The 24248-nt window shown below is 72.0% G+C and carries 25 protein-coding genes; 7 read left to right on the top strand and 18 right to left on the bottom strand.

What is annotated here, in order from left to right; all coding sequences use genetic code 11:
* Nucleotides 1-1554, bottom strand: coding sequence for a class I adenylate-forming enzyme family protein (locus tag AA23TX_RS34015; protein ID WP_155546797.1), 1554 nt, complete (start codon nt 1552-1554; stop codon nt 1-3).
* Between the two features lie 115 nt (nt 1555-1669).
* Here AA23TX_RS34015 and AA23TX_RS34010 point away from each other — a divergent pair, with 115 nt between their 5' ends.
* A complete protein-coding gene (locus AA23TX_RS34010) occupies nt 1670-2236 on the top strand; it encodes a PadR family transcriptional regulator (RefSeq protein WP_230862871.1) in 567 nt (188 codons plus the stop codon).
* Nucleotides 2237-2398: 162 nt separating this feature from the next.
* Here the strand turns inward: AA23TX_RS34010 and AA23TX_RS34005 are convergent, their stop codons facing one another.
* On the bottom strand, nt 2399-3160 hold the full coding sequence (locus tag AA23TX_RS34005; protein WP_230862870.1) for an IclR family transcriptional regulator: 762 nt from the start codon (nt 3158-3160) through the stop codon (nt 2399-2401).
* A gap of 75 nt (nt 3161-3235) precedes the next feature.
* Here AA23TX_RS34005 and AA23TX_RS34000 point away from each other — a divergent pair, with 75 nt between their 5' ends.
* From AA23TX_RS34000 to dmpG, 3 genes are read left to right on the top strand one after another with little or no spacing between them, the layout of a single operon-like run.
* Complete coding sequence (locus AA23TX_RS34000) at nt 3236-4027, top strand: 2-keto-4-pentenoate hydratase (RefSeq protein WP_155546796.1); 792 nt, start codon at nt 3236-3238, stop codon at nt 4025-4027.
* Nucleotides 4024-4959, top strand: a complete 936-nt coding sequence (locus tag AA23TX_RS33995) for an acetaldehyde dehydrogenase (acetylating) (protein WP_155546795.1) — start codon at nt 4024-4026, stop codon at nt 4957-4959. The genes AA23TX_RS34000 and AA23TX_RS33995 overlap by 4 nt, the downstream gene beginning before the upstream one ends.
* The gene (gene dmpG / locus AA23TX_RS33990; protein ID WP_155546794.1) at nt 4956-5957 is read left to right on the top strand and encodes a 4-hydroxy-2-oxovalerate aldolase; all 1002 of its coding nucleotides are present in this window, start codon (nt 4956-4958) and stop codon (nt 5955-5957) included. The genes AA23TX_RS33995 and dmpG overlap by 4 nt, the downstream gene beginning before the upstream one ends.
* 173 nt (nt 5958-6130) lie before the next feature.
* Here dmpG and AA23TX_RS33985 read toward each other — a convergent pair whose 3' ends face one another.
* From AA23TX_RS33985 to AA23TX_RS33915, 15 genes are all read right to left on the bottom strand, one after another.
* Nucleotides 6131-7435 carry an MFS transporter gene (locus AA23TX_RS33985; RefSeq protein ID WP_155546793.1) on the bottom strand — a complete coding sequence of 435 codons (1305 nt, stop codon included), beginning with the start codon at nt 7433-7435 and terminating at the stop codon, nt 6131-6133.
* Complete coding sequence (locus tag AA23TX_RS33980) at nt 7432-8346, bottom strand: alpha/beta fold hydrolase (protein ID WP_196425657.1); 915 nt, start codon at nt 8344-8346, stop codon at nt 7432-7434. The genes AA23TX_RS33985 and AA23TX_RS33980 overlap by 4 nt, the downstream gene beginning before the upstream one ends.
* 13 nt (nt 8347-8359) lie before the next feature.
* Nucleotides 8360-9790: an amidase gene (locus tag AA23TX_RS33975; RefSeq protein WP_155546791.1), complete on the bottom strand. Its 1431-nt coding sequence runs from the start codon at nt 9788-9790 to the stop codon at nt 8360-8362.
* Entirely contained in the window at nt 9787-10362 is a 576-nt protein-coding gene (locus AA23TX_RS33970) for a TetR/AcrR family transcriptional regulator (protein ID WP_155546790.1), read from the bottom strand. Before AA23TX_RS33970 ends, AA23TX_RS33975 begins: the two co-directional genes overlap by 4 nt.
* Nucleotides 10363-10501: 139 nt before the next feature.
* The gene (locus tag AA23TX_RS33965) at nt 10502-11548 is read right to left on the bottom strand and encodes an MSMEG_0565 family glycosyltransferase (RefSeq protein WP_155546789.1); all 1047 of its coding nucleotides are present in this window, start codon (nt 11546-11548) and stop codon (nt 10502-10504) included.
* The gene (locus tag AA23TX_RS33960) at nt 11548-12378 is read right to left on the bottom strand and encodes a carbon-nitrogen hydrolase family protein (RefSeq protein WP_155546788.1); all 831 of its coding nucleotides are present in this window, start codon (nt 12376-12378) and stop codon (nt 11548-11550) included. Before AA23TX_RS33960 ends, AA23TX_RS33965 begins: the two co-directional genes overlap by 1 nt.
* Nucleotides 12379-13209: a carbon-nitrogen hydrolase family protein gene (locus AA23TX_RS33955; protein ID WP_155546787.1), complete on the bottom strand. Its 831-nt coding sequence runs from the start codon at nt 13207-13209 to the stop codon at nt 12379-12381.
* Nucleotides 13206-14576, bottom strand: coding sequence for an MSMEG_0567/sll0787 family protein (locus AA23TX_RS33950; RefSeq protein ID WP_155546786.1), 1371 nt, complete (start codon nt 14574-14576; stop codon nt 13206-13208). The genes AA23TX_RS33955 and AA23TX_RS33950 overlap by 4 nt, the downstream gene beginning before the upstream one ends.
* A 1-nt stretch (nt 14577) precedes the next feature.
* Complete coding sequence (locus tag AA23TX_RS33945) at nt 14578-15648, bottom strand: MSMEG_0568 family radical SAM protein (protein WP_155546785.1); 1071 nt, start codon at nt 15646-15648, stop codon at nt 14578-14580.
* Between the two features lie 10 nt (nt 15649-15658).
* The gene (locus AA23TX_RS33940) at nt 15659-16171 is read right to left on the bottom strand and encodes an MSMEG_0572/Sll0783 family nitrogen starvation response protein (protein ID WP_003073383.1); all 513 of its coding nucleotides are present in this window, start codon (nt 16169-16171) and stop codon (nt 15659-15661) included.
* Between the two features lie 4 nt (nt 16172-16175).
* Nucleotides 16176-17012 carry an amidohydrolase family protein gene (locus AA23TX_RS33935; protein ID WP_155546784.1) on the bottom strand — a complete coding sequence of 279 codons (837 nt, stop codon included), beginning with the start codon at nt 17010-17012 and terminating at the stop codon, nt 16176-16178.
* Complete coding sequence (locus AA23TX_RS33930; protein ID WP_155546783.1) at nt 17012-18331, bottom strand: MSMEG_0569 family flavin-dependent oxidoreductase; 1320 nt, start codon at nt 18329-18331, stop codon at nt 17012-17014. Before AA23TX_RS33930 ends, AA23TX_RS33935 begins: the two co-directional genes overlap by 1 nt.
* Before the next feature lie 131 nt (nt 18332-18462).
* Entirely contained in the window at nt 18463-18924 is a 462-nt protein-coding gene (locus tag AA23TX_RS33925) for a nitroreductase/quinone reductase family protein (protein ID WP_155546782.1), read from the bottom strand.
* Between the two features lie 28 nt (nt 18925-18952).
* Nucleotides 18953-19954, bottom strand: a complete 1002-nt coding sequence (locus AA23TX_RS33920) for a zinc-binding alcohol dehydrogenase family protein (RefSeq protein ID WP_155546781.1) — start codon at nt 19952-19954, stop codon at nt 18953-18955.
* Nucleotides 19951-20529: an NADPH-dependent F420 reductase gene (locus AA23TX_RS33915; protein ID WP_155546780.1), complete on the bottom strand. Its 579-nt coding sequence runs from the start codon at nt 20527-20529 to the stop codon at nt 19951-19953. Before AA23TX_RS33915 ends, AA23TX_RS33920 begins: the two co-directional genes overlap by 4 nt.
* A 111-nt stretch (nt 20530-20640) precedes the next feature.
* Here AA23TX_RS33915 and AA23TX_RS33910 point away from each other — a divergent pair, with 111 nt between their 5' ends.
* The 3 genes from AA23TX_RS33910 (at nt 20641) to AA23TX_RS33900 (ending at nt 23597) form a co-directional block, all read left to right on the top strand.
* Nucleotides 20641-21252 carry a TetR/AcrR family transcriptional regulator gene (locus AA23TX_RS33910; RefSeq protein WP_155546779.1) on the top strand — a complete coding sequence of 204 codons (612 nt, stop codon included), beginning with the start codon at nt 20641-20643 and terminating at the stop codon, nt 21250-21252.
* Between the two features lie 132 nt (nt 21253-21384).
* Complete coding sequence (locus AA23TX_RS33905; protein WP_155546778.1) at nt 21385-21867, top strand: MarR family winged helix-turn-helix transcriptional regulator; 483 nt, start codon at nt 21385-21387, stop codon at nt 21865-21867.
* A 47-nt stretch (nt 21868-21914) separates the two neighbouring features.
* Nucleotides 21915-23597, top strand: coding sequence for an MFS transporter (locus tag AA23TX_RS33900; protein WP_230862869.1), 1683 nt, complete (start codon nt 21915-21917; stop codon nt 23595-23597).
* Here the strand turns inward: AA23TX_RS33900 and AA23TX_RS33895 are convergent.
* Complete coding sequence (locus AA23TX_RS33895) at nt 23566-24225, bottom strand: DUF3159 domain-containing protein (RefSeq protein WP_196425656.1); 660 nt, start codon at nt 24223-24225, stop codon at nt 23566-23568. The genes AA23TX_RS33900 and AA23TX_RS33895 overlap by 32 nt on opposite strands.
* Nucleotides 24226-24248: the final 23 nt, after the last annotated feature.

Raw genomic sequence — 24248 nt, 5'->3', positions numbered from 1 at the left:
TCACCTGCCTGCTTCTGCGGCGCTGTCGGACAGCGCGCGGTAGTTACCGGAGCTCAGTTCGCGGCGGAGGATCTTGCCCACCCCGGACTTGGGGATGGCCTCGACGGCGACGAACCGCTTGGGGCGCTTCAAGGACGGCAGCCCGGACTGCTCGCGGACGAAGGCCTCCAGCACCTCCGTCGCGTGCTCCGGGGTCATGCCTTCACCCGGGACGAAGAACGCGGTGGCGGCCTGGCCCCACCGGTCGTCGGCCATGCCGACGACGACCAGCTCGCGCACCGCCGCGCAGCGGATCAGCGCGTCTTCGATCTCTTCCGGGTAGATGTTCTCGCCGCCGGAGTTGATCATGTCGTCGACCCGGCCGGCGACCCAGAGGTCCCCGTCCTCGTCGGCGATCGCCAGGTCGCCGGGGAAGTACCAGCCGTCGCGGATGGACTTGGCGTCGGCGTCGGGCCGGTGCCAGTACCCGGCGAACGCCTCGGGGCCTGCCATCGAAACGGCGATCTGCCCCTGCTCCCCCGGCCCCACCTCGGCGTCCGGCGGAGCGGCGGGATCCGGGTCGACCAGCCGGACCCGGGAGAAGATGCCGGCGCGGCCCGCCGACCCCGGCTTCGCGACCACGTCCGGGCCGATGGTGAAGGTGTAGATCTCGGTGCTGCCGAAGTGGTTGACGAAGGATTCCGGTGCCAGCGCGCCGGCGAGCTGCTCGGCCAGTGCCGGGGTCATCGACGAGCCCGCGTAGGCCAGCTTGCGCACGGTCCGCGCCTCGGCGAGCCGGCCGGTGCGCACCAGCGACCAGTAGATCGTCGGCACCAGGTAGAGCGAACCGATCCCCTCCGCGGTGATCAGGTCCAGGGCCTCGTCCGCGTCGAACTTCACCTGCGGCACCCAGGTTCCCGCGCCGACCAGGGTGGCCAGCAGGGTGCGCAGCCCCATGGTGTGGAACAGCGGCATCACGCCGAGGGTGGCGTCGAAGCGGGACTGTCCACTTTGGATCAGGTGCGCGATCGCCGCGTGGTGCTCGGCGGAGTGCGTGCGCGGCACGCCCTTCGGTTTCCCGGTGGTACCCGAGGTGTAGAGCATCACGCTGATGTCCTGATCGGACACCCGGACGTCCGGCGAGCCGCTCGGCTGCCGCAGCGCCAGGCGTTCGATGGTGTCCTCGTGCGGGGTGCCGGAGGCGATCCGGGACACCGGGGGCAGCTCGGCCAGCGCCTCGTCCGCGAGGGCCGCGGTCGAGGCGTCGGTGATCACCAGGGCGGGCTCGGCGTCGGCGACGCAGTAGGCGAGTTCGGGCGGCGCGAACCGGAAGGACAGCGGCACCGAGACGGCGCCGAGCTTCTGCGCGGCCAGGTGCAGGCTGGCCAGCGGTTCGCCACCGGCCAACGAGAGCACCACGCGCTCGCCGGGCCGGACGCCGAGGGCGGCCAGCGCCCGGGCCAGGCGGTCGGTGTGGGCGTCCCATTCGGCGTAGGTCATGGGGCTTTTGCCGCCCACCGCGCGGCGCCGGGGATGACGCTCCGCCGTCCAGCGCAGAACCGTACCCAGATCCATGACCGTCCCTCCATCGCGACAGCGATCGTGCCGAGCGGAACTACCGTCCGTAACCGACGGTCTGATATCGACCATCTGTTTCGGATGGTTGCGAACCTACGATATGGTTCGGAGCATGTCAACGGTTCGGTTGTCGACGACGTCGTACGTGGTGCTCGGCATGATCGCGCTGCGCGGTCCGTCCACGTCCTACGACCTGAAGCGCGCGATCGGCCGGTCAGTGGGGTACTTCTGGAACTTCCCGCACGCGCAGCTGTACTCGGAGCCCAAGCGGCTCGAGGAGGCCGGCCTGCTGGAGCTCGACGAGGAGGACTCGGGGCGCCGGCGCAAGACGTTCTCGATCACCGAAGCCGGCCGGAAGGCACTGCGCGGCTGGATGGCCGAGCCGGTCAACGAGCACTTCGAGCTGCGCGACGTGGCGGAGATCAAGCTCTTCTTCAGCGAGCTGGCCGGCCCGGAGGACGTGGCGCAGCTCGCGAAGGGGCAGGTCCAGCAGCACGAACGCCGGATCGCCGAGTACGAGGAGATGCAGCGCCGCTTCGGTCACATCGAAGAGGTGGCCGGCCGGATGATCACCCTGGAACTCGGGCTGGGCATGGAGTACGCCGCCCTCGAGTTCTGGCGCGGCGTGGTCGAGCGCGCCGACCGCGGAGAGTTCGAGGCCGGCTGGCACCAGCCCTGACCGCGCGGGCCGTGCCTCGCCTAGCGGTTCGGCTCGGACTGCTGGGGCGTGGTCGTGAGTGAGAAACAGTGTTCTAACCCTGTTTCTCACTCACGACCGTCTGGGACTCGGGAGCCGGGCCGCGGTTGCCGAACGGCCCTGACCGTGCGGGCAGTGCCTCGTCTAGCGGTTCGGCTCGGTGGCCTGGCGCAGGGTCCGTGACAACCCCAGCGCGGCCGTCCGGACCGCCGGGGCCAGATGGGCGGGCCGGAACTGTTCGCGCGGGACCGCCACCGACAGCGCCGCGACGGCGACGGCTCCGCTGAACACCGGCGCCGCGATGCAGCTCACGCCGGTCGCGGCTTCCTGCTCCTCGTAAGCCAGGCCGGACACCTGGGTTTGCTCCAGTGCCGTGCGCAGCCGGACCGGGTCGGTGATCGAGAACGACGTCAGCTGCGGCAGCGGATCCGCGAGGATGACGTCCGCCAGCTCGGGCTCGGAGAACGCGAGCAGCGCCTTGCCGATCGCCGTGCAGGTGAGCGGGAGCCTGCCGCCGATCCGGGACGGCAGCGGGACCGCGTCGTGGCCGTGGATGCGTTCGAGGTACACCACTTCGCGATCGTCACGGATTCCGAAGTGGACGGTCTGGCGGGTGCTCTCGAAGAGGTCCTGCAGGAACGGCAGGGCCGCCTCGCGGAGGTCCTGACGGCGGGGCACGAGCGAACCCAGCTCGAACAGCGTGCCGCCCAGCCGGTACCGCTCCCCCGCGCGCTCCAGGAAGCCGAGGCGGACGAGGTCGCCGACCAGGCGGAACGCCGTGGTCTTGGTCAGCCCCGCCCGGGCGGCGAGTTCCGTCAGGCGGAACGAGCCGCCGTTCGGACGGTAGACAGCCAGGACGGCAGCAGCCTTGTCGAGCATGTTGCCGGTCTCGCTGTTCCGCGTCACGGAACGAACTTTGGCACATCGCCGAGCCGGGGCCTATACCTGGCGGGTCACAATCGCCTGCTCCGGAGGTCCCTGATGAACGAGGCCGTCCCCAAGGCCGCGGAGGTGCTGGCGGTCGCGGCCGCCACGGCCACGCCGTGTCCGCCGATCCGCGATCTCTTCGCCGACGGCGACCTCGACGCCGCCTACGAAGTCCAGCGGCTGCACACACAGCGCCGGCTCGCGGCCGGGCACCGCCTGGTCGGCCGCAAGATCGGCCTGACCTCCCCGGCCGTCCAGCGCCAGCTGGGCGTCGACCAGCCCGACTTCGGCGCACTGTTCTCCGACACGGCCCTCGACCACGACGGCACCGTCCCCGCCGGCCGGCTGCTCCAGCCCAAGGTGGAAGCGGAGATCGCCCTGATCCTCGGCGCCGACCTGCCCGGCCCGGACTGCTCGGTCGCCGACGTCCGCGCGGCGACGGCGTTCCTCGCCCCCGCGTTGGAGATCGTGGACAGCCGGATCGCCGGCTGGGACATCACCATCGTCGACACGGTCGCCGACAACGCTTCCTCGGGCATGTTCGTCCTCGGCGACATCCGCGAGACCCTCGACGACGTCGAACCCGTCGACGTCGAAATGCAGCTGTACCGCGGCACCGAGCTCGTGTCGGAGGGCACCGGCCGCGACTGCCTGGGCGACCCGCTCACCGCCGCCGCCTGGCTCGCCACGACACTCGCCCGCCGCGGCGAACCGCTGCGCGCCGGCGACGTCGTCCTCACCGGCGCACTCGGGCCGATGGTGCCCGCCTCCCCCGGCGACGTCTTCACCGCCCGGATCTCCGGGCTCGGCGACGTCACGATCCGCTTCGAAGGGGAATCCGCATGAGCGTGAAGGTCGCCATCATCGGCTCGGGCAACATCGGCACCGACCTGATGATCAAGGTGCTGCGCCTGTCCGAGCGGCTCGACATCGCGGCCGTGGCCGGGATCGACCCGGACTCCGACGGCCTCGCCCGGGCCCGCCGCCTCAAGGTCGCCACCACGCACGAAGGCGTCGAAGGCCTCGTCCGGCTCGACGAGTTCGCCGACGTCCGGTACGTCTTCGACGCCACTTCCGCCGGCGCGCACCGCCGCCACGACGAGGTGCTGCGCGGCCTCGGCCGCACCGTCATCGACCTCACCCCGGCCGCGATCGGGCCCTACGTCGTCCCGCCGGTCAACCTCGGCGAGCACCTCGACGCCCCCAACGTCAACATGGTCACCTGCGGCGGCCAGGCCACCATCCCCATCGTGGCCGCGGTCGGCGCGGTGACGCCGGTGCACTACGGCGAAATCATCGCCTCCATCTCCTCCCGCTCGGCGGGGCCGGGGACCCGGGCCAACATCGACGAGTTCACCGAAACCACCGCGTCCGCGATCGAAAAGGTCGGCGGCGCCGCGCGCGGCAAGGCGATCATCGTCCTCAACCCGGCCGAACCGCCGCTGATCATGCGCGACACCGTGCACTGCTTGGTGTCCGATGTGGACGCTGTAGGCACCGAGGCCGTCACCGCGTCGATCGAAGAGATGGTCGGGCGGGTGCAGGCCTACGTTCCGGGCTACCGGCTCAAGCAGAAGGTCCAGTTCGAGACCGTCACGGCCGACGACCCCCTGCACCGGCTGGTCCCGGCCGGCGACGCGGTCAAGGTCTCGGTGTTCCTCGAAGTCGAGGGCGCCGCGCACTACCTGCCCGCCTACGCCGGGAACCTCGACATCATGACCTCGGCCGCGCTGCGGACCGCCGAACGCATGGCCACGCACCAGGAGGCCCTCCGATGACCGACCTGTACATCCAGGACGTCACCCTGCGGGACGGCATGCACGCCATCCGGCACCGCTACACCGTCGAGCAGGCCCGCACGATCGCCGGCGCCCTCGACGCCGCGGGCGTGGCCGCGATCGAGATCGCCCACGGCGACGGGCTTTCCGGCTCCAGCATCAACTACGGCGTCGGCGCGCACACCGACTGGGAGTGGATCGAAGCGGTCTGCGACGTCACCCGCCGCGCCATCCCCACCACGTTGCTGCTGCCCGGCATCGGCACCCTGCACGACCTTCGGGAGGCTCATCGTCTCGGCGTCCGCTCGGTCCGGGTCGCCACCCACTGCACCGAGGCCGACATCTCCGCCCAGCACATCGGCGCGGCCCGCGATCTGGGCATGGACGTGGCCGGGTTCCTGATGATGTCGCACATGGCCGGACCGGAGGAGCTGGCGAAGCAGGCCAAGCTGATGGAGTCCTACGGCGCTGCCTGCGTCTACGTCACCGACTCCGGCGGCCGTCTCACCATGGACGGAGTCCGGGACCGGGTCCGCGCCTACCGGGACGTCCTCGAACCGGAGACGCAGATCGGTATCCACGCCCACCACAACCTCGCTCTGGGCGTCGCCAACAGCGTCGTCGCGGTCGAGAACGGCGTGGTCCGGGTCGACGCCTCCCTGGCCGGGCAGGGCGCCGGAGCGGGCAACTGCCCCCTCGAAGCGTTCATCGCGGTGGCCGACCTGATGGGCTGGGACCACGGCTGCGAGCTGTTCCCCCTGATGGACGCGGCCGACGACCTGGTGCGCCCGTTGCAGGACCGCGAAGTCCGGGTCGACCGCGAGACGCTGAGCCTGGGCTACGCGGGCGTGTACTCGAGCTTCCTGCGCCACGCCGAGGCGGCCGCGGTGCGGTACGGCCTGGACACCCGCGCGATCCTCGTCGAGGTCGGCCGGCGCGGCATGGTCGGCGGCCAGGAGGACATGATCACCGACATCGCCCTCGACCTCGCGGGTTAGGCCCCGTAGAACGCACGCGGCCGCCGAGGCAAGTCTTCCGAACCGCCGTGCTGCTCGGCCGCGTCACCGTCCACAAGAGACTCGCGGGGCCTCGGCGCGCGGCAGATCCGGACGGAGGTCCGGCACGCGCCGCCCGGCCGGTCATCCCGCTCCGGCGGGATGACCGGCCGGCGTCAGCCGCGCTTCGCCGTGATCGCCGCGAAGCGCGGTTGCCCCTCTTGACCGATGTCCGGAACGCGGAGCACGCACACCGCCCCGGCCGCGCCGAGCACGGCCAGGCAGGCGAACATGGCGAAGAACCCACCCGCCGCGAGGAGGGCCGGCGCCACGAACGGCACGACCGCGACCGGCAGCGTGCTCGCGATGTTGAGCACCGCGAAGTCCTTGCCCGCCGATTCGGGGTCGGGCAGCATGCGCAGGCAGAGCGCGAAGTCGGTGGCCAGGAAAGTGCCGTAGCCCAGCGACATGACCGCGGTGCCCAGGTACACCACCGGGATGCTCGGCGCGAGCGCCACCAGGACCAGTCCGGCGGCGAGCACCAGGCCGCCGGCGAGCACGAACGGCTTCTGCCGCCGGATCCGGTCGGAGAGCCAGCCGGTCAGCCAGGCCGTGACCGCGACACAGGCGATCCCGATCAAGGTCAGCAGGAAGATCATCCCCGGTACCGCCGCGGCCGGGACGGCGAACCGCTGCGTGAACACGAAGGCCAGATAGCTGTTGGCGGCCCACGCCGCGGTGATGAGGAAGCGCACCGCCCACGCCCAGCCGAACGCGGGGTGCTCGCGCGGGCTGACCCAGTAGGAACGCAGGATGACCGCCACGCTCAGCCGCGGTTCGCCCGCCGGTGCCCGGTGCCGGGGATCACGCACGAGCAGGACGGCCATCAGCACGCCCGCCGCGCTCAGCCCGCCGACCACACCCCACTGCAGCCGGGAGACGGCGGGCAGCGCGCTCACCACGGCGAAACCCACGGCCGGACCGGCCAGGGCCACGAACGCCACCACTCCCGACACCGCCCCTCGCCGCTCCGGGGCCACCTGGTCGGCGGCCAGCGCGGCACTCGCGGCGAGCTGGAACATGACCAGCGTCGTGATGAGCGCCCAGCCCACCGCGACCTGCCAGACCTCGGTCGTCCAGCCCATGGTCGTCAGCAGGACCGCCGCGCCGAGGCCGCCGGTGAGGATCCACGTGCGGCGCCGGCCGAACCGGGCGGCCGTGCGGTCGCTGATGCGTCCGCCGAGCGGGTTCGCCAGCAGGCCCACGAGGCCGCCGATGCCGGTCACCAGGCTGAACGCGGACGTCGCCCCGGCGCCGGCGATCGCGGTGAGGTGGGTGACCAGCAACAGGTTCATCGGCACCGCGATGCTGATGTACCCGGCGGCGTTCGTGCCGACCAAGGCCCCGATGAGGCGACCGTGCCCTCTGGACGTCCGGCCGGCCGCCGCCTCGGTCCGCGGCACCACCGCTTCGGGGATCACCGCCGGCCTGCCACGGCGTCGACGATCTCCAGGATCGCCTCGCGCACGACCGCGGGGTTCTCCTGCGGGATGAGGTGCCCGGTGTCTTCGACGACGACCACGCGCCCGTCCGGCACGGCGGCCATCAGCTCGGCCGCGACCCGGTTGAACCGGGGGCGGGTCCGGGACATCCCGCGGTCGAGCCGCCCGGCCTGCAGGCAGATCGTGGGCACAGCCGGGGTTCCGGCGGCCTGGAGACGGCGCATCGTCGCCAGCGCCGGGACCACCTGGGCCGCCTCGCGGCGTCCGGCGCGCATCGCCCGGGCACATGCGTAGTCGCGAAGGATGACGTCCACATCGGACTCGGCGATGGCGCCGGAGAACCGCGGCAGGGTCAGCTTCGCGACCAGGTTCCGTCCGCCCAGGCGCGCGAGCACCGCCAGCGCGCCGAACGACCAGGACAGGATCCGGGCGCCGCGGCCGCTCACGAGCTCGGCGACGGTCGCGTCGACGAAGACGAGGCCGGCGACCCGGTGCGGACGGCGTTCGGCGAACAGCCGGATGACGGGTCCGCCCCAGCTGTGCCCGACCAGGACCACCGGCCGGCTCTCCCCGAGGCCGTCGAGGAGGCCGGCGAGGTCGTCGGCGAGCCGCTCGACCGTCCGGTCCCGCGGGTCCGGATCGCTTCCGCCGTACCCGGCCCGGTCGTAGGCCACCGTGCGGGTGCGGGCGCCGATCTCGCGCTGGGTGTGCACCCACGACGCGGCCGGCGCGCTCATGCCGGCTTCGAACACGACCAGCGGTCCGTCGCCCTCGCCGGCGGTGACGGACCGCAGCCGTCGCCCGTCGGGCAGCGCGACGAACGCCTCGGTCAGCCCCGCGCCGGGATCGAGGTGGCCCGGGCTCCCTGGACGGTGCGTGTGCGTTTTCATCAGGCGTGGCCTCTCAATCATCCCAGCAGGACGGATGGACGTCGTTCCACGGAGCCGAGCGTTCGAGCTGGGCGGCGAGGGCGAGCAGCGAAGCGTCGTCACGCCGGCGTCCGACGAGCTGCACGCCGTACGGCAGGCCGTCGCCGTCGAGGTGCGACGGCAGGGACACCGCGGGCCGGCCGGTCCAGTTGGCCCACGGCGTCGGGGCCGACCAGGCCAGCATCGTGTCGGCGATCCCCGTCACCCCGCCGGCCTCGAAGTACCCGAGGGGAACCGGCGGCCCGTTCGTCACCGGCGTCAGTGCGACGTCGAAGCTCGCCAGCGCCGTCTCGAAAGCGCTTGCGTACTGCGCCAGTACCCGGTGCGCCGCGAAGAGAGCAGCGCCGGAAAGCGCTTCCCCTTCGGCCCACAAGTACCGGGTGTACGGCCGGAGGAGGCCCCGGCGGCCGGGCGGAACCAGCGACCGCACGGCCGCGTGCACGGAAGCGGCGAAGTGCGTGCGCAGCGCCAGGCGTACCGGATCGTCGCAGGCGGCCGGGATCTTCACCTCCCGCACCTCGTGCCCCAGCTCCTGAAGCAGGCCAGCCGTGCGCTCCACGGCACGGACCACCTCCGGATGCCGGCGGACGTCACCGAAGCCCGGGTCCGTCCACACGGCGATGCGCCGGCGCGCCGGTGGCCGCCCGACGGCGTCGGCGAAGCTGCCGTCGGCCCGCCAGCCGTCCGGGTCTCCGCTCCAAGGGTGCGCCAGCACGTCCAGCAGCAGCGCGGCGTCCTCGACCGTCCGGGCGATCGGGCCTTCGATCGTCGTGCTGGTCGGCGAAGTCGGCGGCACCGACGAGCTGACCAGCCCGCGGCTGGGCTTGACGCCGACGAGGTGGCAGGTCGCCGCGGGCGTGCGGGTCGACCCGGCCCCGTCGCCCGCGTGGGCCAGCGGCAGCAGCCCGGCGGCGACCGCGGCGGCCGCGCCTCCGCTGGAACCGCTCGCGTAGCGCGTCAGGTCGTACGGGGTGACGGCCGGCCGCCCGGTCACGTCGTTGTCGGTGTAGCAGGTGGCGCCGAACTCCGCGGTGGTGGTCTTCCCGACGAGCACGGCACCGGCTTGCCGCAGCAGCCCGGCCGTCCAGCTGTCGGCGGGCGGGCGGAACTCCGCCAAGGCGGCCGACCCGAAGGTCGTCCGCACGCCCGCCGCCGGGTACAGGTCCTTGATGCCCGAGGGAAGTCCCAGCAGGGGCGACCACTCCCCCCGGGCGATGCGCCGATCCGCGCCGGCGGCCTCTTCCAGGGCGAGGTCCGGCGTGACGGTGGCGAAGGCGCCGAGTTCGCCGTCGAGCTTCTCGATGCGTCCCAGGTAGTGTTCCGTCAGCTCGCGCGAGCTGACGTCGCCCGTGCGCAGGGCGGCCAGTTGTGCCACGGCGGAAAGCTCGTGGAGTCCGCCGCTCACCGAGCCACCGCGGGCCCGGTCAGCACTCCGTGGGCCAAGGCGGCGACGGCGTCGAGGTAGTCCGGCGTCAGCGGTTGCCGGCCCAGCATCCGGCGGTGCATCAGCGGGCCCTCGATCAGATCTCCGGCGAGGGACAGGTCGGGAAGATCGCCGAGCTCACCTCGTCCCACCGCCCGGGTGAGGGCGGTGCGCAGCGGCTCGCCTCGGCCCTCGGCCATCTTCCGGAAGGCGAGTTCGGCGTCGGGTTCGCGGTGCAGGTCGGCGACGAGCCCCATGAGCCCGTCGATCCAGGACGAGGACCAGGAAGCCGCGAAGTCCTCGACGATGGCCCGCAGGTCGGAACGAAGCGATCCGGTGTCGTGACCGGAGACCGGCGGCAGGTGTTCGGCCAGCACGTCGACGACGAGCTGCGCCTTGCTCGACCACCGCCGGTAGACATCGGTGCGGTGGGCCTGGGCCTGCGCGGCGACCTCGGTCAGCTTCAGCGCGTCGTAACCCCGGCTCTGCAGCAGGGCCCACGCCGCGGCCGTGAGCCGCTTCTCCAGCTCGGGGTCTCGGTGACGACCAGGCATCCCGCCTCCATTGCGCTACAAGTTGTAGTTTAATGAGGCTAAGTCTCCGCAGTCGTCCGCGCAAGGGCCGGTCATCGGACGGATCGCCACCGTCGGCCCGCAGCCACCCCGCGCCGCCCTCGGCCGAGGCCGATCGGGGTCACCGGGCGCGCAGGCTCCGGTAGAAGTCCCGGTGGGCCTCGGCGGCCGCGGTCCACCGGTAGCCCCGGGCCAGTGCCCGCCCGGGCGCCGGGTCGGCGCCCTCGAGCGCGGCCCGCAGTTCCCGGGCGAAGCCGGGTGGGTCGGTGGCGAACCGCGCGGCGCCGCCGAAGACCTCCCGCAGCACCGGCAGATCGCGCGTCACCACCGGCACCCCGGCCGCCAGAGCCTCCATCGCGGCCAGCCCGAAACCCTCCTTGGTGGAGGGAAAGGCGAACACCGCCGCCGAAGCCGTCAGCGACGGCAGCTCGTCGTGCGCCACCGCGCCCAGCACGACCGGCGAGACGCCCAGCTCGGCGGCGCGCTTCTCCCAGCGCGTCCGGTAGTCGCGGTAGTCGAACAGCGTCTCGCCGCCGGCGATGAGCAGCCGGAGGTCCGGCTCGGCCAGCAACGCATACGCCTCCAGCAGGTCCAGCGAGCCCTTCCGCGGCTCGATCCCACCCACCGCCAGGACGTATCGCCCCCGCGAAGAGGTACGCGGCGCGGTCGCGAAGCGGTCGTAGTCGACGCCGTTGGGAATCACCGCGGCCTCGATGCCCCAGCCGTCGCGCACCTCGGCGGCGACGGACGCCGACACGCAGATGTGCGCGTACGGCCGGACGATCGCGCGTTCGTGGCAGGCCGCCAGCTCCGGCGTCGTGAAGGTGTCGAGGTGGTGGATCGTGCGGACGCACCGGTCGACGGCGTTCGCGCTGATGCAGTCCTGCGCGTGCACGATGTCGTGCGCGTCCGGGGTGAACGCGGCCCGCAGCACCGCGATCGAGCGCAGGATCCGCTCGCCGACGCTCTCGCCGGGGACGTCCGGGAAGGGGACGATCGCCTGCCGCACCGCGGGGTCCACCGGCCGGAAGAACCCCGCGTCGCCGCCTCGCCCGAGCGTCCACACGGTGACGTCCTCACCGAGCGCCGCCAGTGCCTCGGCCAGGGCGAGCGTGTGCACGACGCCGCCGCGCGGCTTGGTCGAGTAGCTCAGCAGGGCGATGCGCATCAGGCCTCCCGGTACACCGACGGTTTCCGTTCCCCCAGGTGGTGCAGGACCCGGCGGGCGTTCGCGAGCTCCTGCCCGACGTCCAGCTCGGCGACCGCGATGCCGGCCTTCGACCAGGTCCGGGCGAGGATCTCCCCGCCCGGCCCGACGACCTTGGCCTGGCCGAGGAACCGCATCCCGCCCATCGCGCCCGTCTGGTTGGACGAGACGAGCACGACCTGGTTCTCCGCCGCCCGCGCCTGGTCGTAGAGGTCGAACAGCCGTGACTGGCGGTCCTGCGCCATCCGCGGCGCCCGGTTGGTGATGCTGGTCGGCCACGCGCTCAGGCAGGCGACGATGTCGGCGCCGTCGACGGCGAGGGACCGGGCCGACTCGGGGAACGTCTTGTCGTAGTCGATCAGCATGCCCAGCCGCCCGACCGGCGTGTCGAACGCGGCGAACCGGTCACCCGCCTCGTAGGCGATGCTCTCCCCCGGCGGCTGGTGCACCTTGCGGTGCCGGCCGAGCACGCCGTCGCCGGTGACGCACACCGCGGAGTTGTAGCGGCGTGGCCCGTCCGCTTCGCAGTAGCCGACGCAGACCACCATCTCCGCGGCCAGCGACCGGACGGCCTTCAGCTCCGGCCCGTCGGGGTCGAGGGCCGGCGGGAGCGCTTCCGGGTCCGGGTGGCGCAGGTCGGCGAGGTACCCGCCGAGCGCCGCGTCCGGCAGCACCAGCAACGCCGCGCCCGACGAGCGCGCGTGGTCGATCAGCGTCGCGATGCGCTGCAGGTCGAAGTCGAGGTCGCGGCCGAAGTGCGCGGCGACGGCGGCGATCCGGATCTGCCCCATTCACGGGACACTAACCGGGTAGGCGTCGGGCCGTCTGTCCGCCAGGTGTCCCATCGACCGCCGCGCCGTGGCCAGCGCGGCCTGGACGTCGAACTCGGCGATCGCCATGCCTTCGGCGACCCCGGTGTCGGCGACGACCTCACCGCCGGGGTCGACGATCTTCGCGCCCGCGACGAACCGGAGGTCGCCGAAGGTGCCGGACTGGTTGGCCGAGACCCAGACGATCTGGTTCTCCAGCGCGCGGGCCCGGTCGAACAGGTCGAACCGCCGCTTCCAGCGGTCCTGGGCCAGGTCGGGAGCCGCGTTGGTCCGGCTGCCGGGCCAGGCGCTCATGCAGACGACGACCTCGGCGCCGTCGAGGGCGAGCGCCCGCGCCGACTCGGGGAAAGCCTTGTCGTAGCAGATCATCATGCCCAGCCGCCCGACCGGCGTGTCGAACGCGGCGAACCCGCGGCCGGCGCCGTAGCTGGCGTTTTCGGCCAGGGGCTGGTGCACCTTGCGGTGGTGGCCCAGGACGCCGTCGCCGGTCACGCAGACCGCGGAGTTGTAGCGGCGGCCGTCGGCGAGTTCGCAGTACCCCGCCGTGACGACGAGGTCACCGGCCAGGGCGGCCAGCCGCCCGATCTCCGGGCCGTCGGCGGCCAGCGCGGGTGGCCCCTCGGCACCGCCGTCGAGGTTGGCGAGGTAGCCCCCGAGCGCCGCTTCGGGCAGGGCCAGCAGCCGGACCCCCTCGGCCTTCGCCTCGCCGATCAGCTTCTCGATGCGGGCGAAGTCGCCCTCGAGGTCACGGTCGAACGGCGCGGCGACCGCGGCCATCCTCAGCGTCGTCATGAGTTCCCCAATCCGGTGACGCCGCCGTCGATGGCGGGCGTCGATTCGCCGTCGGGCCAGCGCAGTGTGACGCCGGTGCCCGCGACCAGTTCGCCGCAGTCCGCGGTGACCGCCGAGCCCGCGGGCGCGGGTGCGCCCGTGGTCAGCATCGCGAAGCCCGGGAAGCAGGTCAGCCAGTCCCCTGTGGATGCTCCGCGCGGCCGCGGCACGCGCTCGACGTCCAGCACGGCGCCGCAGCCGGACGCCTCGGCGAGCATGCCGAGGGTGCCCGCGATCCCGGCCATCGAGACGTCCTTGGCCGCCGGCGGCCGGGCCTTCGCGACCGAGCCGAGCAGTTCCCGCAGCTCGGGCGTGCGGCGGGAACTGGTCGAGTCCCACTGGCGTCCGGTGTAGCCCGGCCGCCAGCCGCCGCCGAGGTCGGCGGTGAGCCAGACGCGCTGCCCCGGCTTGCCGCCACCACCGGGCACCGGGTCGGCGGTCCGGCCCAGCGCCGTCACCGAAAGCGAGGCCGGGACGCCGAATTGCGTGTGCCCGCCGAGCACCGGCACGCCGTACGCCTCGCTCGCCTTCCGCAGTCCACTCAGGACTCTGGCGGCGAACGACGCGTCACGCGCACCGAGCGCGTCGAGCAGCCCGGTCGGGGTGGCGCCCATCGCGGCCAGGTCGTTGAGGTTCACCAGGACCGAGCACCAGCCCGCCCATTCCGGGTCGCGCTCGACCATCGACGGGATGATCGCGTCGCAGGCCGCGACGACGTCGGTGCCGGGTAGCGGCACACCGTCGTCGCCGATGAAGCCGGGTGCGCCGGTCAGTCCTTGCAGCAGCGGGCCGAGCGCGGCCTTGGTCGAGCGGGCCAGCGCGGCGATCCGGCCGATCGGCCACCGCATCAGCACGTGGTCGTGGCCGGCCACGACCACCGGCCGCACCCGCTGCCAGCCGAGCCGGGTGAACATCCGCTCGGTGCGCGTCTGGACGGTCGCCTCGAACCGCAGCGCGCCTTCGGCTTCGGCCCGGGCGCAGGCCGCGCGCACCAGCGCGGAGCCGATCCCGGCCGGCGAGCCGGGCGCGACGACCAGGCGGCCACCCTGCCACCACCCGATGTCGGATCCGTCGGTCGCCGGGCCGAGGCGAACGCCACCCAGCACCGTGTTGTGGTTGTCCCGGGCGACCAGGACCAGGGTGCGCGGGTCGGTGTCGTGGTCGTCGAGGTCGTGTCCGGCGAAGAGTCCCTGCCGCGCCACGAAAGCGTCGTGGCGCAACGCGCGGTACGCGGTCAGTCCACTGTGGCCGGCTTCGCCGATGGAGAACGCCGGGCGGGCCGCGACACTGCGGACGTCACCCAGCAACGCGAGGATGTCGTGGTCCACGTCAGCCACCCGCCGCGCTGAGCAGGCCGCAGGCACCGCACGCGGCGCAGCCCGCGCCCTGGTCGGCGCCGGTCATCCCGGCCGCCCGCAGCAGCGCGGCGATCCGGCCGGTGACGTCGGCGACCAGCGCGGGCGAAGGCGCGGTCGCGCCGTCCCGCCGGGCCAGCGTGCCGACCATCGGCCGCATCGGCACGGCGAACGGGTAGACGCCCAGGTCGATCAGCCGTCCGGCACCATCCACAAGGGAGTCCGGATCCTCGCCGAGTCCGATCAGCAAGTACGTCGAGACGCGGTTGCGGCCGAAGACGCGGACCGCTTCCGCCCACGCGGCTTCGTACTCCGCCAGCGGCACGGTCGACTTGCCCGGCATCCAGCGCCGCCGGACGTCGTCGTCCAGCGACTCGACGTGGATGCCGATCGACGTCGCCCCGGCGTCGCGCAGGTCCTGCAGTACACCGAGATCGCCCGGCGGCTCGATCTGCACCTGGATCGGCAGCCCCGGCACGGCGTCGAGCACCGCCCGGACGCACCGCACGAGGTGCCGCGCGCCGCGGTCGGGCCCGGACGTCGTGCCGGTCGTCATCACCATCTGCCGGACGCCGTCGAGCCGCACCGCCGCCTCGGCGACTTCCGCGAGCTGCTGCGGGGTCTTCGCGGCCACTGTGGACCCCGCCCGCAGCGACTCCTCGATGGTGCAGAACCGGCAGCGCTGGTCCTCGGTGTACCGGATGCACGTCTGCACGACGGTCGTCGCGAGAACGTCCTTCCCGTGCAGCAGAGCGATCTTCCGGTACGGCACACCGTCCGCTGTGGACAGATCGTAGAACCGCGGCCGGCCGACCGGCGCGACGCTCAGGCCGAGATCGACCGTCTCGCGGAAGATCCGGCCGTCGCGGACGGCGTACGGGCTGTCGGGGTTCAGCGGCAGCGTGGCGTTGGCACCGTCGACCACCAGGTGGCCGTCGTCGCTCGGCCCGGCGCCTTTGCTGCGCTGCACAGGTGCGTCCACACGCACTCCGCGGACGGCGATGTCGGCGCGGGTTTCCAGGTCTTCTTCGATGCCGACGCGCACAGACCGCTCCCTAGAACATGTAGGTGGAGTTGATGATCGCGCCCTTGCGCGCGTAGTGGATCAGCGCGTCCTGGACGTCGAGGGGGTGCGTCGGGATGACGCCCTCGATGAGGTCCTCCTCGCGGGCGCCGTGCAGCGACAACCCGAAGCGGCAGCAGTACGCCTTGCCGCCCTCGCTGATGAACGTCTTGAGCTGGTCGTTGATGTTCAGCTCACCCGGGAACGCGGCGTTGCCGGTGGTCGGGAAGCCGCGGGTGGCCAGGCAGTTCAGCGAACCCGGGCCGTAGAAGTAGATCGCGGCTTCGAAGCCCTTCCGCAGCGCGCGGGTCGCCTGCAGGATCGCGACGAAGCTCACCGACGACTCGTGCGCGATGCCGTGCACGAGAGTGAAGTAGCTCTGGCCGGGTTCGGCCTGGTAGTCCGGGAAGACCTTGGTCCCGCCGTACAGGTTGGAGCCCTGCGGCAGCGACGGGTGCGGGATCTCGTCGAGGCTGGTCTTCTCGGTCTCGGTCAGCTCTGCCATCGGTCTATTTCCCTTTCTTCGGTCCGTACAGCACATCGAACGTGCCGCGGAAAACCAGGTCGGCGAGCTCGCCGTCGCCGGCCGCGGCGGCCAGCTTGGCGAGTTCGCCCTCGTGATCGCCCCACGGCTCGTCGGAGGCGAACAGCACGCGGTCGTGGCCGAGGCCCCGGCGTGAGATCTCTTCGACGAGCCAGCGGGGGGTGAAGCCGATCGCCCAGGACAGGTCCGTGTAGACCTGCTTCCCGGCGGCGATCCAGTCGAAGAAGCGGCCGCCGACGAGCTTGATGTGCCCGCTCATCCCGCCGCCGAAGTGGACGAGGTGCAGCTTGACGTCGCCGGCGTAGGCGTCGACGAGCTTGCCGACCTCGTCGATGTCCGACGCCGCACCCGGCGAGGTGTGGACGTGCACGACGAGGTCGTGCTCCCGCGCGGTGGCGAAGATCTTGTCCAGCTGCGGCTTGCACGCGGGGTCGGAGGCCTTGCCACCCAGCAGGAAGCTGAGCTTGAGCGCTCGCACACCGTCCTCGGCCGCCAGCTTCAACGCCTCGTCGGTCCGGTCGGCGTCTTCGGCTCTCGGAGACACCCACAGTGCGGCGCTGATCCGGTCGTCCTTGCCCGCCGCTTCGACGCAGAGTTCGTTGAAGGAGAACGCGATCGCCGGGTCCGGGACGCCGTAGTTGGGGATCACCAGCGCGCGTTCGGTGCCTTCGCGGTCCAAGTCGGACAGGAGTTCGCCGATCGTCGCGCGGGCACCGATCGCCGGGGCGACCGGCGGGCCACCGTAGAACGGATACGCCGGCAGCACGCCCAGGTGCCGGTGGGCGTCGTTCGTCCACCGCATCACGCCACCGTCCTCGGCGCGACCCAGTCGTCGTCGGCCGGGTAGGTGCTCACCGGCGTGCCGGAGAGCCACCGGACGTCCCCGCGCCCGCCGCCGGTGATCCGCCGGGTCAGGTACTCCGCGTCCGCGGCGACGCCGCAGAACCGCCCCGAGCCCCAGGTGTGCTGCCACGGCAGGCCGAGGAAGTACAGGCCGGGGCAGCTGGTGACGCCGCGGTGGTGGGTCGGGTAGCCCCGGCCGTCGAACACCGGGACGTCGATCCAGCGGTGGTCGCGGCCGAACCCGGTGCTCCAGACGACGGCCGAAAGCGCTTCCACGTCGAGGGTGCGAGGCCCGTCCGGCGGTTCCCACACCGGCTGGTAGCGCTTCTCCCCCGGCGCCGAGATCCCGCGTTGCGCGATGAAGGCGTCGATCGAGTCCTTGATGCCCTCGGAGACCGCGTCGGCGGCGTCCAGGTTGCGGCGCAGGTCGTCGGCGAAGCTCAACTGTCCACTTCGGACGTCATTGAGCCGGCCGTAGAGCTGCATGCCCTGCGTGGCGAACGCGCGCAGGTCGATGTCGTGGCCGCCGTCGCGGCCGGTGACGTAGTGGTTGGCGCGGAACCGGACGGCGTCCGCGTCGGCGAACTCGTCGATGCCCCGGGCGTAGTACCCCATCTCGTCGAGCCACGCGACGACGTCGCGGCCGCGGTAGCGCCGGGCCACCCGCGGCGCCGACCCGACGGCGAGGTGCACCTGGCGCCCGGCCAGGTGCAGGTCCTCGGCGATCTGACAGCCGGACTGCCCGGTGCCGACGACCAGCACCTCGCCGTCCGGCAACTGCGCCGGGTTGCGGTACTCGGCCGAGTGCAGCTGGACGACGTGCTCGGGCAGCCGCTCGGCCAGCCTCGGCTTCAGCGGCACCTGGTAGGGCCCGGTGGCCAGCACGACGTGGTCGGCGGTCAGCTCGCCGGCCGTGGTGGCGAGCCGGAACCCGCCACCGGGCAGCTGCCGCAGCCGCGTCGCTTCGACGCCCTCGTGCAGCGGGACGTCGGACTCCTTCACATACGCCTCGAGGTAGCCGACGATCTCGTCTCGGACCATGAACCCGTCCGGATCATCACCCGCATAGGGGAACCCGGGCAGGCGGCACTGCCAGTTCGGCGTGACCAGGCAGAAACTGTCCCAGCGGCGGCTCCGCCATTCGTGCCCCGCGCGCTCACGTTCGAGCACCAGGTGCGCGACCCCGGCGGAGGCCAGGCAGTGGGACATCGACAGTCCCGCCTGGCCGCCGCCGACCACGATCACCGGCTCGTGCCGGCCGTCGAGCTCGAAGTTCATGCCGCTCAGTGCACCGGCCGGCCATTTCCGGGCCGTTTCACCCGGAACACCGACGTGTTACCAGACGGCGTCGGAGTAACGCTTCTCCCGACGTGCGTTTAACACCGCCCGGGCGCCCGTGACCGGTCCGGTCAGCTCTCGGCGGGTTCGAGCAGGATCAACGGCACCTCGCGGTCGCCGGCCTCGACGGCCTGGGCGCGAAGGCCCGCGAAAAACGGGTAGAGCTCGTCGGTGTAGGCCAGCCAGCTCTCCCGCTCCGCGCCTTCGGCCACCCGGGCGGTCATCAGCCGGCGTCGGGGACCGTCCTGCAGCTGCACCGTCGGGTGCGCCACGAGGTTGTGGAACCAGCTCGGATGGCGAGCCTGGCCGCCGGCCGCCGCGCCGATGGCGTAGACGCCGTCACGCTCGATGCGCATCAGGGCGACCTTGCGCAGTTTGCCCGACCGGGCGCCGCGCATGGTCACCACGACCACGGGGCCACCCCCCATCGTCGCGCCTTCGCGGCCGTCGGTGCGCTCGTAGAGCTCGACCTGGTCGCGGGTGGTGGCGTCGGCACCGGGGACGTACTCACCGTCGAGCAGATCCGTTGTCATCTCGGGAAATTCCTTTCGTTGGGGGGATTCAGGCGGTTACCCGGACCACGGTCTTCCCGATGGTCCGGCCGCTCTCGACGAGGGTGTGCGCCGTCTTCATGGTCTCGGCGGTCAGCCCGTCGAGCGTGGTGGTGACGATCGGGCGCAGCAGGCCCGCCGCGACGTCGTCCGCCGCCCGGGAGAGGATGCGGCCCTGGCTGGCGACGTCACCGCCGGCCACGATCTTGCTGAACACCATCTCGCTGTGCAGCGACAGCGACTTGCCGGTGAAGGCCGCCGTGTCGAAGGGGCCCGCGAGGTCGACGGCGGCCAGGTGACCGAAGGGGCGCAGCACCTCGACGATCGCCCCCAGGTGGCCGCTGGTGCCCGCCGTCGAGAACACCAGGTCGACGTGGTCGATCCCCGCCGTGCGGAGCTGGCCGGCCAGGTCGCCGCGGTGGTCGACGACCAGGTCGGCGCCCATCTCCGCCGCCCACTTCCGCGACTCGGGCCGCGAGGCCGTGCTGATCACGAAGGCCGGCGTCGTGGCCTTGAGCAGCTGCGTGGCCATCGACCCGACGCCGCCGGCTCCGCCGATGACGAGCACGCGCCCGACACCGGGCAGCAGCGTGTCCTCGTCGCGGAACAGCGATTCCCAGGCCGTGAGAACCCCGACGGGCAGCGATGCGGCGTCGGTGAACGCGAGCCGGTCCGGGATCTTGGCGACCACCCGGTGGTCGACCGCCACGCGCTCGGCCCAGCTGCCGTCGCGGGTGATGTCGCCGGTGCCCAGCACCCGGTCCCCGATCGCGAAGCCGGTGGCCACGGACCCGGCCTCGACGACCACTCCGGCGAACTCCCAGCCGAGGACGACCCGCCCGCCGGGCTCGGCGCCGCGGGTCCGCCGGATCGCGGCTTCACCGGGGTTGATGCCGATCGCGTGGACCTCGACCAGCAGGTCACGGTCGCGTAGCCGAGGTTCGTCGACCTCGACCAGGTCGATGGCGAACGCGTCGAGCGCGTGCGCTTTCTCGTAGGCGAGTGCCTTCACTGTGCCTGCTTCAGGGCGTGCAGCGCCGAGAGCGGGCCGCCGATCTGCATGAGGCGGCCACCTTCGCGCAGCGTCCCGGCGTCGACCGGCGCGAATCCGATGGCGTCGGCGACTGCGTGGAAGTCCGCTTTGGCGGCCGCGTCGTCACCGGCGTAGAACAGCAGCTGCCGTCCTTCCGCGTGCCGGGGATCGGCGGCGATGTACTGGGCGTAGAGGGTGTTGAAGGCCTTGACCACGCGCGCGCCCGGCGCGCGTTGCGCGACGAACTCGCCCGCCGTCCCGACCTCGAGCTCGGCGAAGGTGTTGGTGGTGTCGACCAGGATGCGGCCGTCCCACGCGGGCAGCCCGGCCAGCGCGTCACCGACCTGCGGCCACATCACGGCGAGGAAGACCATGTCGGCGGCGGCCGCTTCGGCGGCCGTGCCCGCGCTCGCGAGCGGCCCCAGCCGGGTCACGACGTCGAGCAGTGTGTCCGGGCCGCGGCTGTTGCTGAGCGTCACCTTGTGGCCGGCCGCCACGAGGTGGCCGGCGATGGCCTGCGCGACCGTCCCGGCGCCGATGGTTCCGAAGTTCACGACCGTTCCCTCCGATCTTTGATGTCGATCGACATCAATAGTTATGATTGCCTCCGTCATCATTGACTGTCAACCGTGGACACTCGCTTTGATGTTGACTATCATCGAAGGGTGCCTCGCATCACGCAGGAGCAGAAGCAGCTCAACCGCGGGAAGATCGTCGACGCGGCCGGTGCCGGGTTCCGGCTGCGCGGCTTCGACGGCATCGGCATCGAAGAGCTGATGAAGTCGGCCGGCATGACGCACGGCGGGTTCTACAACCACTTCGCTTCGAAGGACGACCTCGCCCTCGAAGTCCTCCACCAGGGCTTCACCGACTCACTCGGCGCGCTCGACGCCATCCGCGAAGCGCATCCCCGCTCGGCGCGCGCGGCCCTGGACGACATGGTCGACGAGTACGTCAACGCCGAGCACCGCGACCACCCCGAGATCGGCTGCGCCTCGGCCGCGCTCGTCGCCGACGCCGGCCGCCACGGCGCCGCCGCCCAGGCCGAATACCGGCGCGGACTCGACGGTTACTTCGCCACCATCACCGACATGCTGCTCGACCGCGCCCGCCAGTCCGGCACCGCCCTCACTCCCGCCGAAGCCCGCGAGCGCGCGATAGCGCTGTTCAGCCAGATGGTCGGCGCACTGATCCTCTCCCGCGCGATCGCCGACGCCGCCCCGGACCTGTCGGACGAGGTGCTGACAGTCAACCGGCGCCGGCTCAAGAAGCTGTGACCACTGTCGTGTCGCGGCTTCGTCCCCGGTTGCGGTGCCCCCCGAGCCGACCAGGACTTCGTGAGATCCGCGTCGGCCCGGGCGCGCCCGGGGCGACGCCTACGATGGTCATCAGGGAGGTCCTGGTTGACCATGACGGGTAACACTCAGGTCGGTTCGGGTGAGCCGCCGTCGACTCTGCTGTACCTGATGAAGCAGGTCGAGCTGTCCGTGCGCGCCGAGCTCGACACCCTCGTCCGGCCGGCGGACATCACGACGTTGCAGTACACCGCCCTGACCGTCCTCGAACGCCATCCGGACCTCACCGCCGCGCGCCTGGCCCGGCACTCCTTCGTCACCGACCAGAGCATGGCCGACATGGTGACGACGCTGCTGAACGGCGGGCTGATCGAGCGCCACCGCGACCCCGCCGACCGCCGCCGCCTCGTCATCGCCCTGACGCCCGCCGGCCAGCGGCTGCTCGATCGCCTGCGGCCCCAGGTGGCCGCGTTGCAGGACCGCATGGTCTCGTTGCTATCCGACGATCAGGCGAGCGAACTGCACCACTCGCTGGAGCTGTGCCGGCGCGCGCTGCGCGAGGAGCGGGTGGAGCCGGGGCCGGCCTCCACGCAATAGTCAGGAAACCTGTACATCTGGTTTTCGGTGTGGTTTGCTTCACAATCGTGAGTGAGACTGTCGCGTCATCCGGCCCGTCAGCGCCCGCGGAGCTGCGGCGCGGCACCTTGGTGGCCGCGGCGGCCGCCGTCGCGGTCGCGCAGATCGGCCTGTCCATCCCCGCCGTCATCAACGGGTTCATCAACCAGGACCTGCACACTTCGTCGACGACGCTGACCTGGATCTCCGACGCCTTCCTGGTGCCGGTGACCCTGCTGGAACTGTCCTTCGGCGTGGTCGGTGACCTCTTCGGACGCAAGCGCCTGCTGGCCATCGGCGCCGCGCTGATGGCCGTGGGCGGGCTGCTCGGCTTCTTCACGCCCAGCGGCGGCACCGGCGTGCTCATCACCGGTCAGGTGGTTTCCGGCATCGGCGCCGCGGCGATCTTCCCGACGTCGATCGCGATGCTCGCCGCGGGTACGCAGAACGTCCGGCAACGCGCGCAGTCCATCTCCATCTGGGCCGCCGCCCTCACCGGCGCCGGGTTCGTCTCACCGGTGCTGGCCGGCCTGCTGGCCAGGATCGAGCATTCGGGCGGCGAGTACGCGAGCTGGCGCTACGCGTTCCTCGCCATGGCGGTCCTGGCCGTGGTCAGCTGCGTGATCACCTTGGTGGGCGCGCAGAATTCGTCCGCACCGCTGGGCCGGTCGCTGGACTGGCCGGGCCAGATCACCATCGCGGTGTCCCTGTTCGCGCTGCTGTACGCGGTGATCCAGGGAGCCGAAGACGGCTGGGGCAGTCTTCCGGTGATCGGCGGGTTCGTCGTGGCCGTCGTGTTCATGGCGCTGTTCGTCGTCATCGAGCGCCGGGTGGACCGGCCGCTGATCCGCCTGGAACTGTTCGGCAACCGGATGTTCACGGTCTCCGCGGTGGTGACCGTCGTCGGCATGTTCGCCTACTTGGGCACCGCGTACGCGACGAGCATCCGGCTGTCGGCCATCCAGGAGTACACCCCGCTCGTGACGTCCATCGGCTTCTTCTGCCTGAACGTGATGGGCGTGGTGCTGTTCCCGGTCAGCACCCGGGTGGTCGAGCGCTTCAGCCCCGGCGTCGTACTCGGCACCGGGATGGCGCTGATCGGGATCGGCGACTTCGTGCTCGCCGCCATTCCGGCCACGAACCTCTCCATCGCGGCGGTCGCGGTTCCGCTGCTGGTCGTCGGCGCCGGCTTCAAGCTGGCCGTCACCTCGATCACCGTCGTCGCCGTGAACAGCGTCCCGACGTCCAAAGCCGGCATGGCCAGCGGCGCGACGAGCATGTTGCGCGACGGCGGCCTGACGCTCGGGCCCGCCATCGTGGGCGCGATCGCGCTGACGAACGCCGCGAACGCGATCAACGCGCAGATCGCCTCGTCCCCTTCGCTCCAGTCCGCGCTGGACGCGTTCTACGCCTCGCCGCAGCACGTGCCCCCAGCCCAGCGCCCCCAGGTCGAAGCGGCCGTCCACGCGGTGAAGTCCGGCCCGCTCGGGCAGAACGGCGTCCCGGCGCAGGTACCCGGGCCCGACGGCACGCCGATCCCGTTCAACCCCCTCAAGGACGTCGCTTTCCACGCGCTCTCCCACGCCTATTCCCTCGGCTACCTGGTGTGCGGCATCGCCGCCGCGGTGGCCGCGCTCATCGCGTTCACGATGCTGGGCGGACGGCGGACCCAGGACGTGTTCATCGAACCCGAGGCGGGCGAACGGCGCTGAGCGGAGCGGGCGCTGCCGGGCCGGCCTTCGCGCGGCGGACGAAAGCGATGGTGATCGCGACGATGACCGCGAAAACGGGGCCGGTCGCGATGTGCACGATGCCGAGGACCAGCGGCTGGTCGTCGCGGTAGTAGACCACCTGGAGCGCGCCGTTGACGACGTTGACCGCCGCGCACGTGAGGGTCGAGACGGTGTGGATCCGCCGCAGCCGGGGAACGCACCTCCAGTCCGCGGGCCCGCCGGCGACGCGGTTGAGGACGAGCCCGGTCAGCGGGCGTCCGATGAGGACAGTCGTCACGCACACCGCGATGACGGCGAACGGGATCAGCGCGGGGATGAGGAAGAAGCCGCGCGCCTCGCCGGTGACGGTGGCCACCGCCGCGCACGCCGCGACCAGCAGTAGCCCCAGCACGGCCTGCCGCACCGGCTGCCGCCGGTACAGCCGCCAGCCGAATGCCGCGATCGCCGTGACGCCGGCGGTCACCAGGGCGGCGGTGAGGTCGCCGAGCGCGTTGGCGGCCACGAAGGCGACCGTCGGCGCGGCGGTCACCACGATGCCCTCCCCACGTCGTTTGCGCGGCGGGACGCGGGATTCGGACGGGACGCGTACTTCCTGAGTCGTGTTCACACCCGAGACCGTTTCACATGAAA

This window comes from Amycolatopsis camponoti, from assembly GCF_902497555.1.
Classification (GTDB): domain Bacteria; phylum Actinomycetota; class Actinomycetes; order Mycobacteriales; family Pseudonocardiaceae; genus Amycolatopsis; species Amycolatopsis camponoti.
Note: the sequence above shows the minus strand (reverse complement) of the source record. Positions and strands in the feature narration are given on the sequence as shown.

Coding starts and splice junctions, on each gene's coding strand:
- AA23TX_RS34015 (WP_155546797.1), bottom strand. CDS start 1,554: ATGGATCTGGGTACGGTTCTGCGCTGGACGGCGGAGCGTCATCCCCGG.
- AA23TX_RS34010 (WP_230862871.1), top strand. CDS start 1,670: ATGTCAACGGTTCGGTTGTCGACGACGTCGTACGTGGTGCTCGGCATG.
- AA23TX_RS34000 (WP_155546796.1), top strand. CDS start 3,236: ATGAACGAGGCCGTCCCCAAGGCCGCGGAGGTGCTGGCGGTCGCGGCC.
- AA23TX_RS33995 (WP_155546795.1), top strand. CDS start 4,024: ATGAGCGTGAAGGTCGCCATCATCGGCTCGGGCAACATCGGCACCGAC.
- dmpG (WP_155546794.1), top strand. CDS start 4,956: ATGACCGACCTGTACATCCAGGACGTCACCCTGCGGGACGGCATGCAC.
- AA23TX_RS33980 (WP_196425657.1), bottom strand. CDS start 8,346: ATGAAAACGCACACGCACCGTCCAGGGAGCCCGGGCCACCTCGATCCC.
- AA23TX_RS33970 (WP_155546790.1), bottom strand. CDS start 10,362: ATGCCTGGTCGTCACCGAGACCCCGAGCTGGAGAAGCGGCTCACGGCC.
- AA23TX_RS33965 (WP_155546789.1), bottom strand. CDS start 11,548: ATGCGCATCGCCCTGCTGAGCTACTCGACCAAGCCGCGCGGCGGCGTC.
- AA23TX_RS33960 (WP_155546788.1), bottom strand. CDS start 12,378: ATGGGGCAGATCCGGATCGCCGCCGTCGCCGCGCACTTCGGCCGCGAC.
- AA23TX_RS33955 (WP_155546787.1), bottom strand. CDS start 13,209: ATGACGACGCTGAGGATGGCCGCGGTCGCCGCGCCGTTCGACCGTGAC.
- AA23TX_RS33940 (WP_003073383.1), bottom strand. CDS start 16,171: ATGGCAGAGCTGACCGAGACCGAGAAGACCAGCCTCGACGAGATCCCG.
- AA23TX_RS33935 (WP_155546784.1), bottom strand. CDS start 17,012: ATGCGGTGGACGAACGACGCCCACCGGCACCTGGGCGTGCTGCCGGCG.
- AA23TX_RS33930 (WP_155546783.1), bottom strand. CDS start 18,331: ATGAACTTCGAGCTCGACGGCCGGCACGAGCCGGTGATCGTGGTCGGC.
- AA23TX_RS33925 (WP_155546782.1), bottom strand. CDS start 18,924: ATGACAACGGATCTGCTCGACGGTGAGTACGTCCCCGGTGCCGACGCC.
- AA23TX_RS33905 (WP_155546778.1), top strand. CDS start 21,385: ATGACGGGTAACACTCAGGTCGGTTCGGGTGAGCCGCCGTCGACTCTG.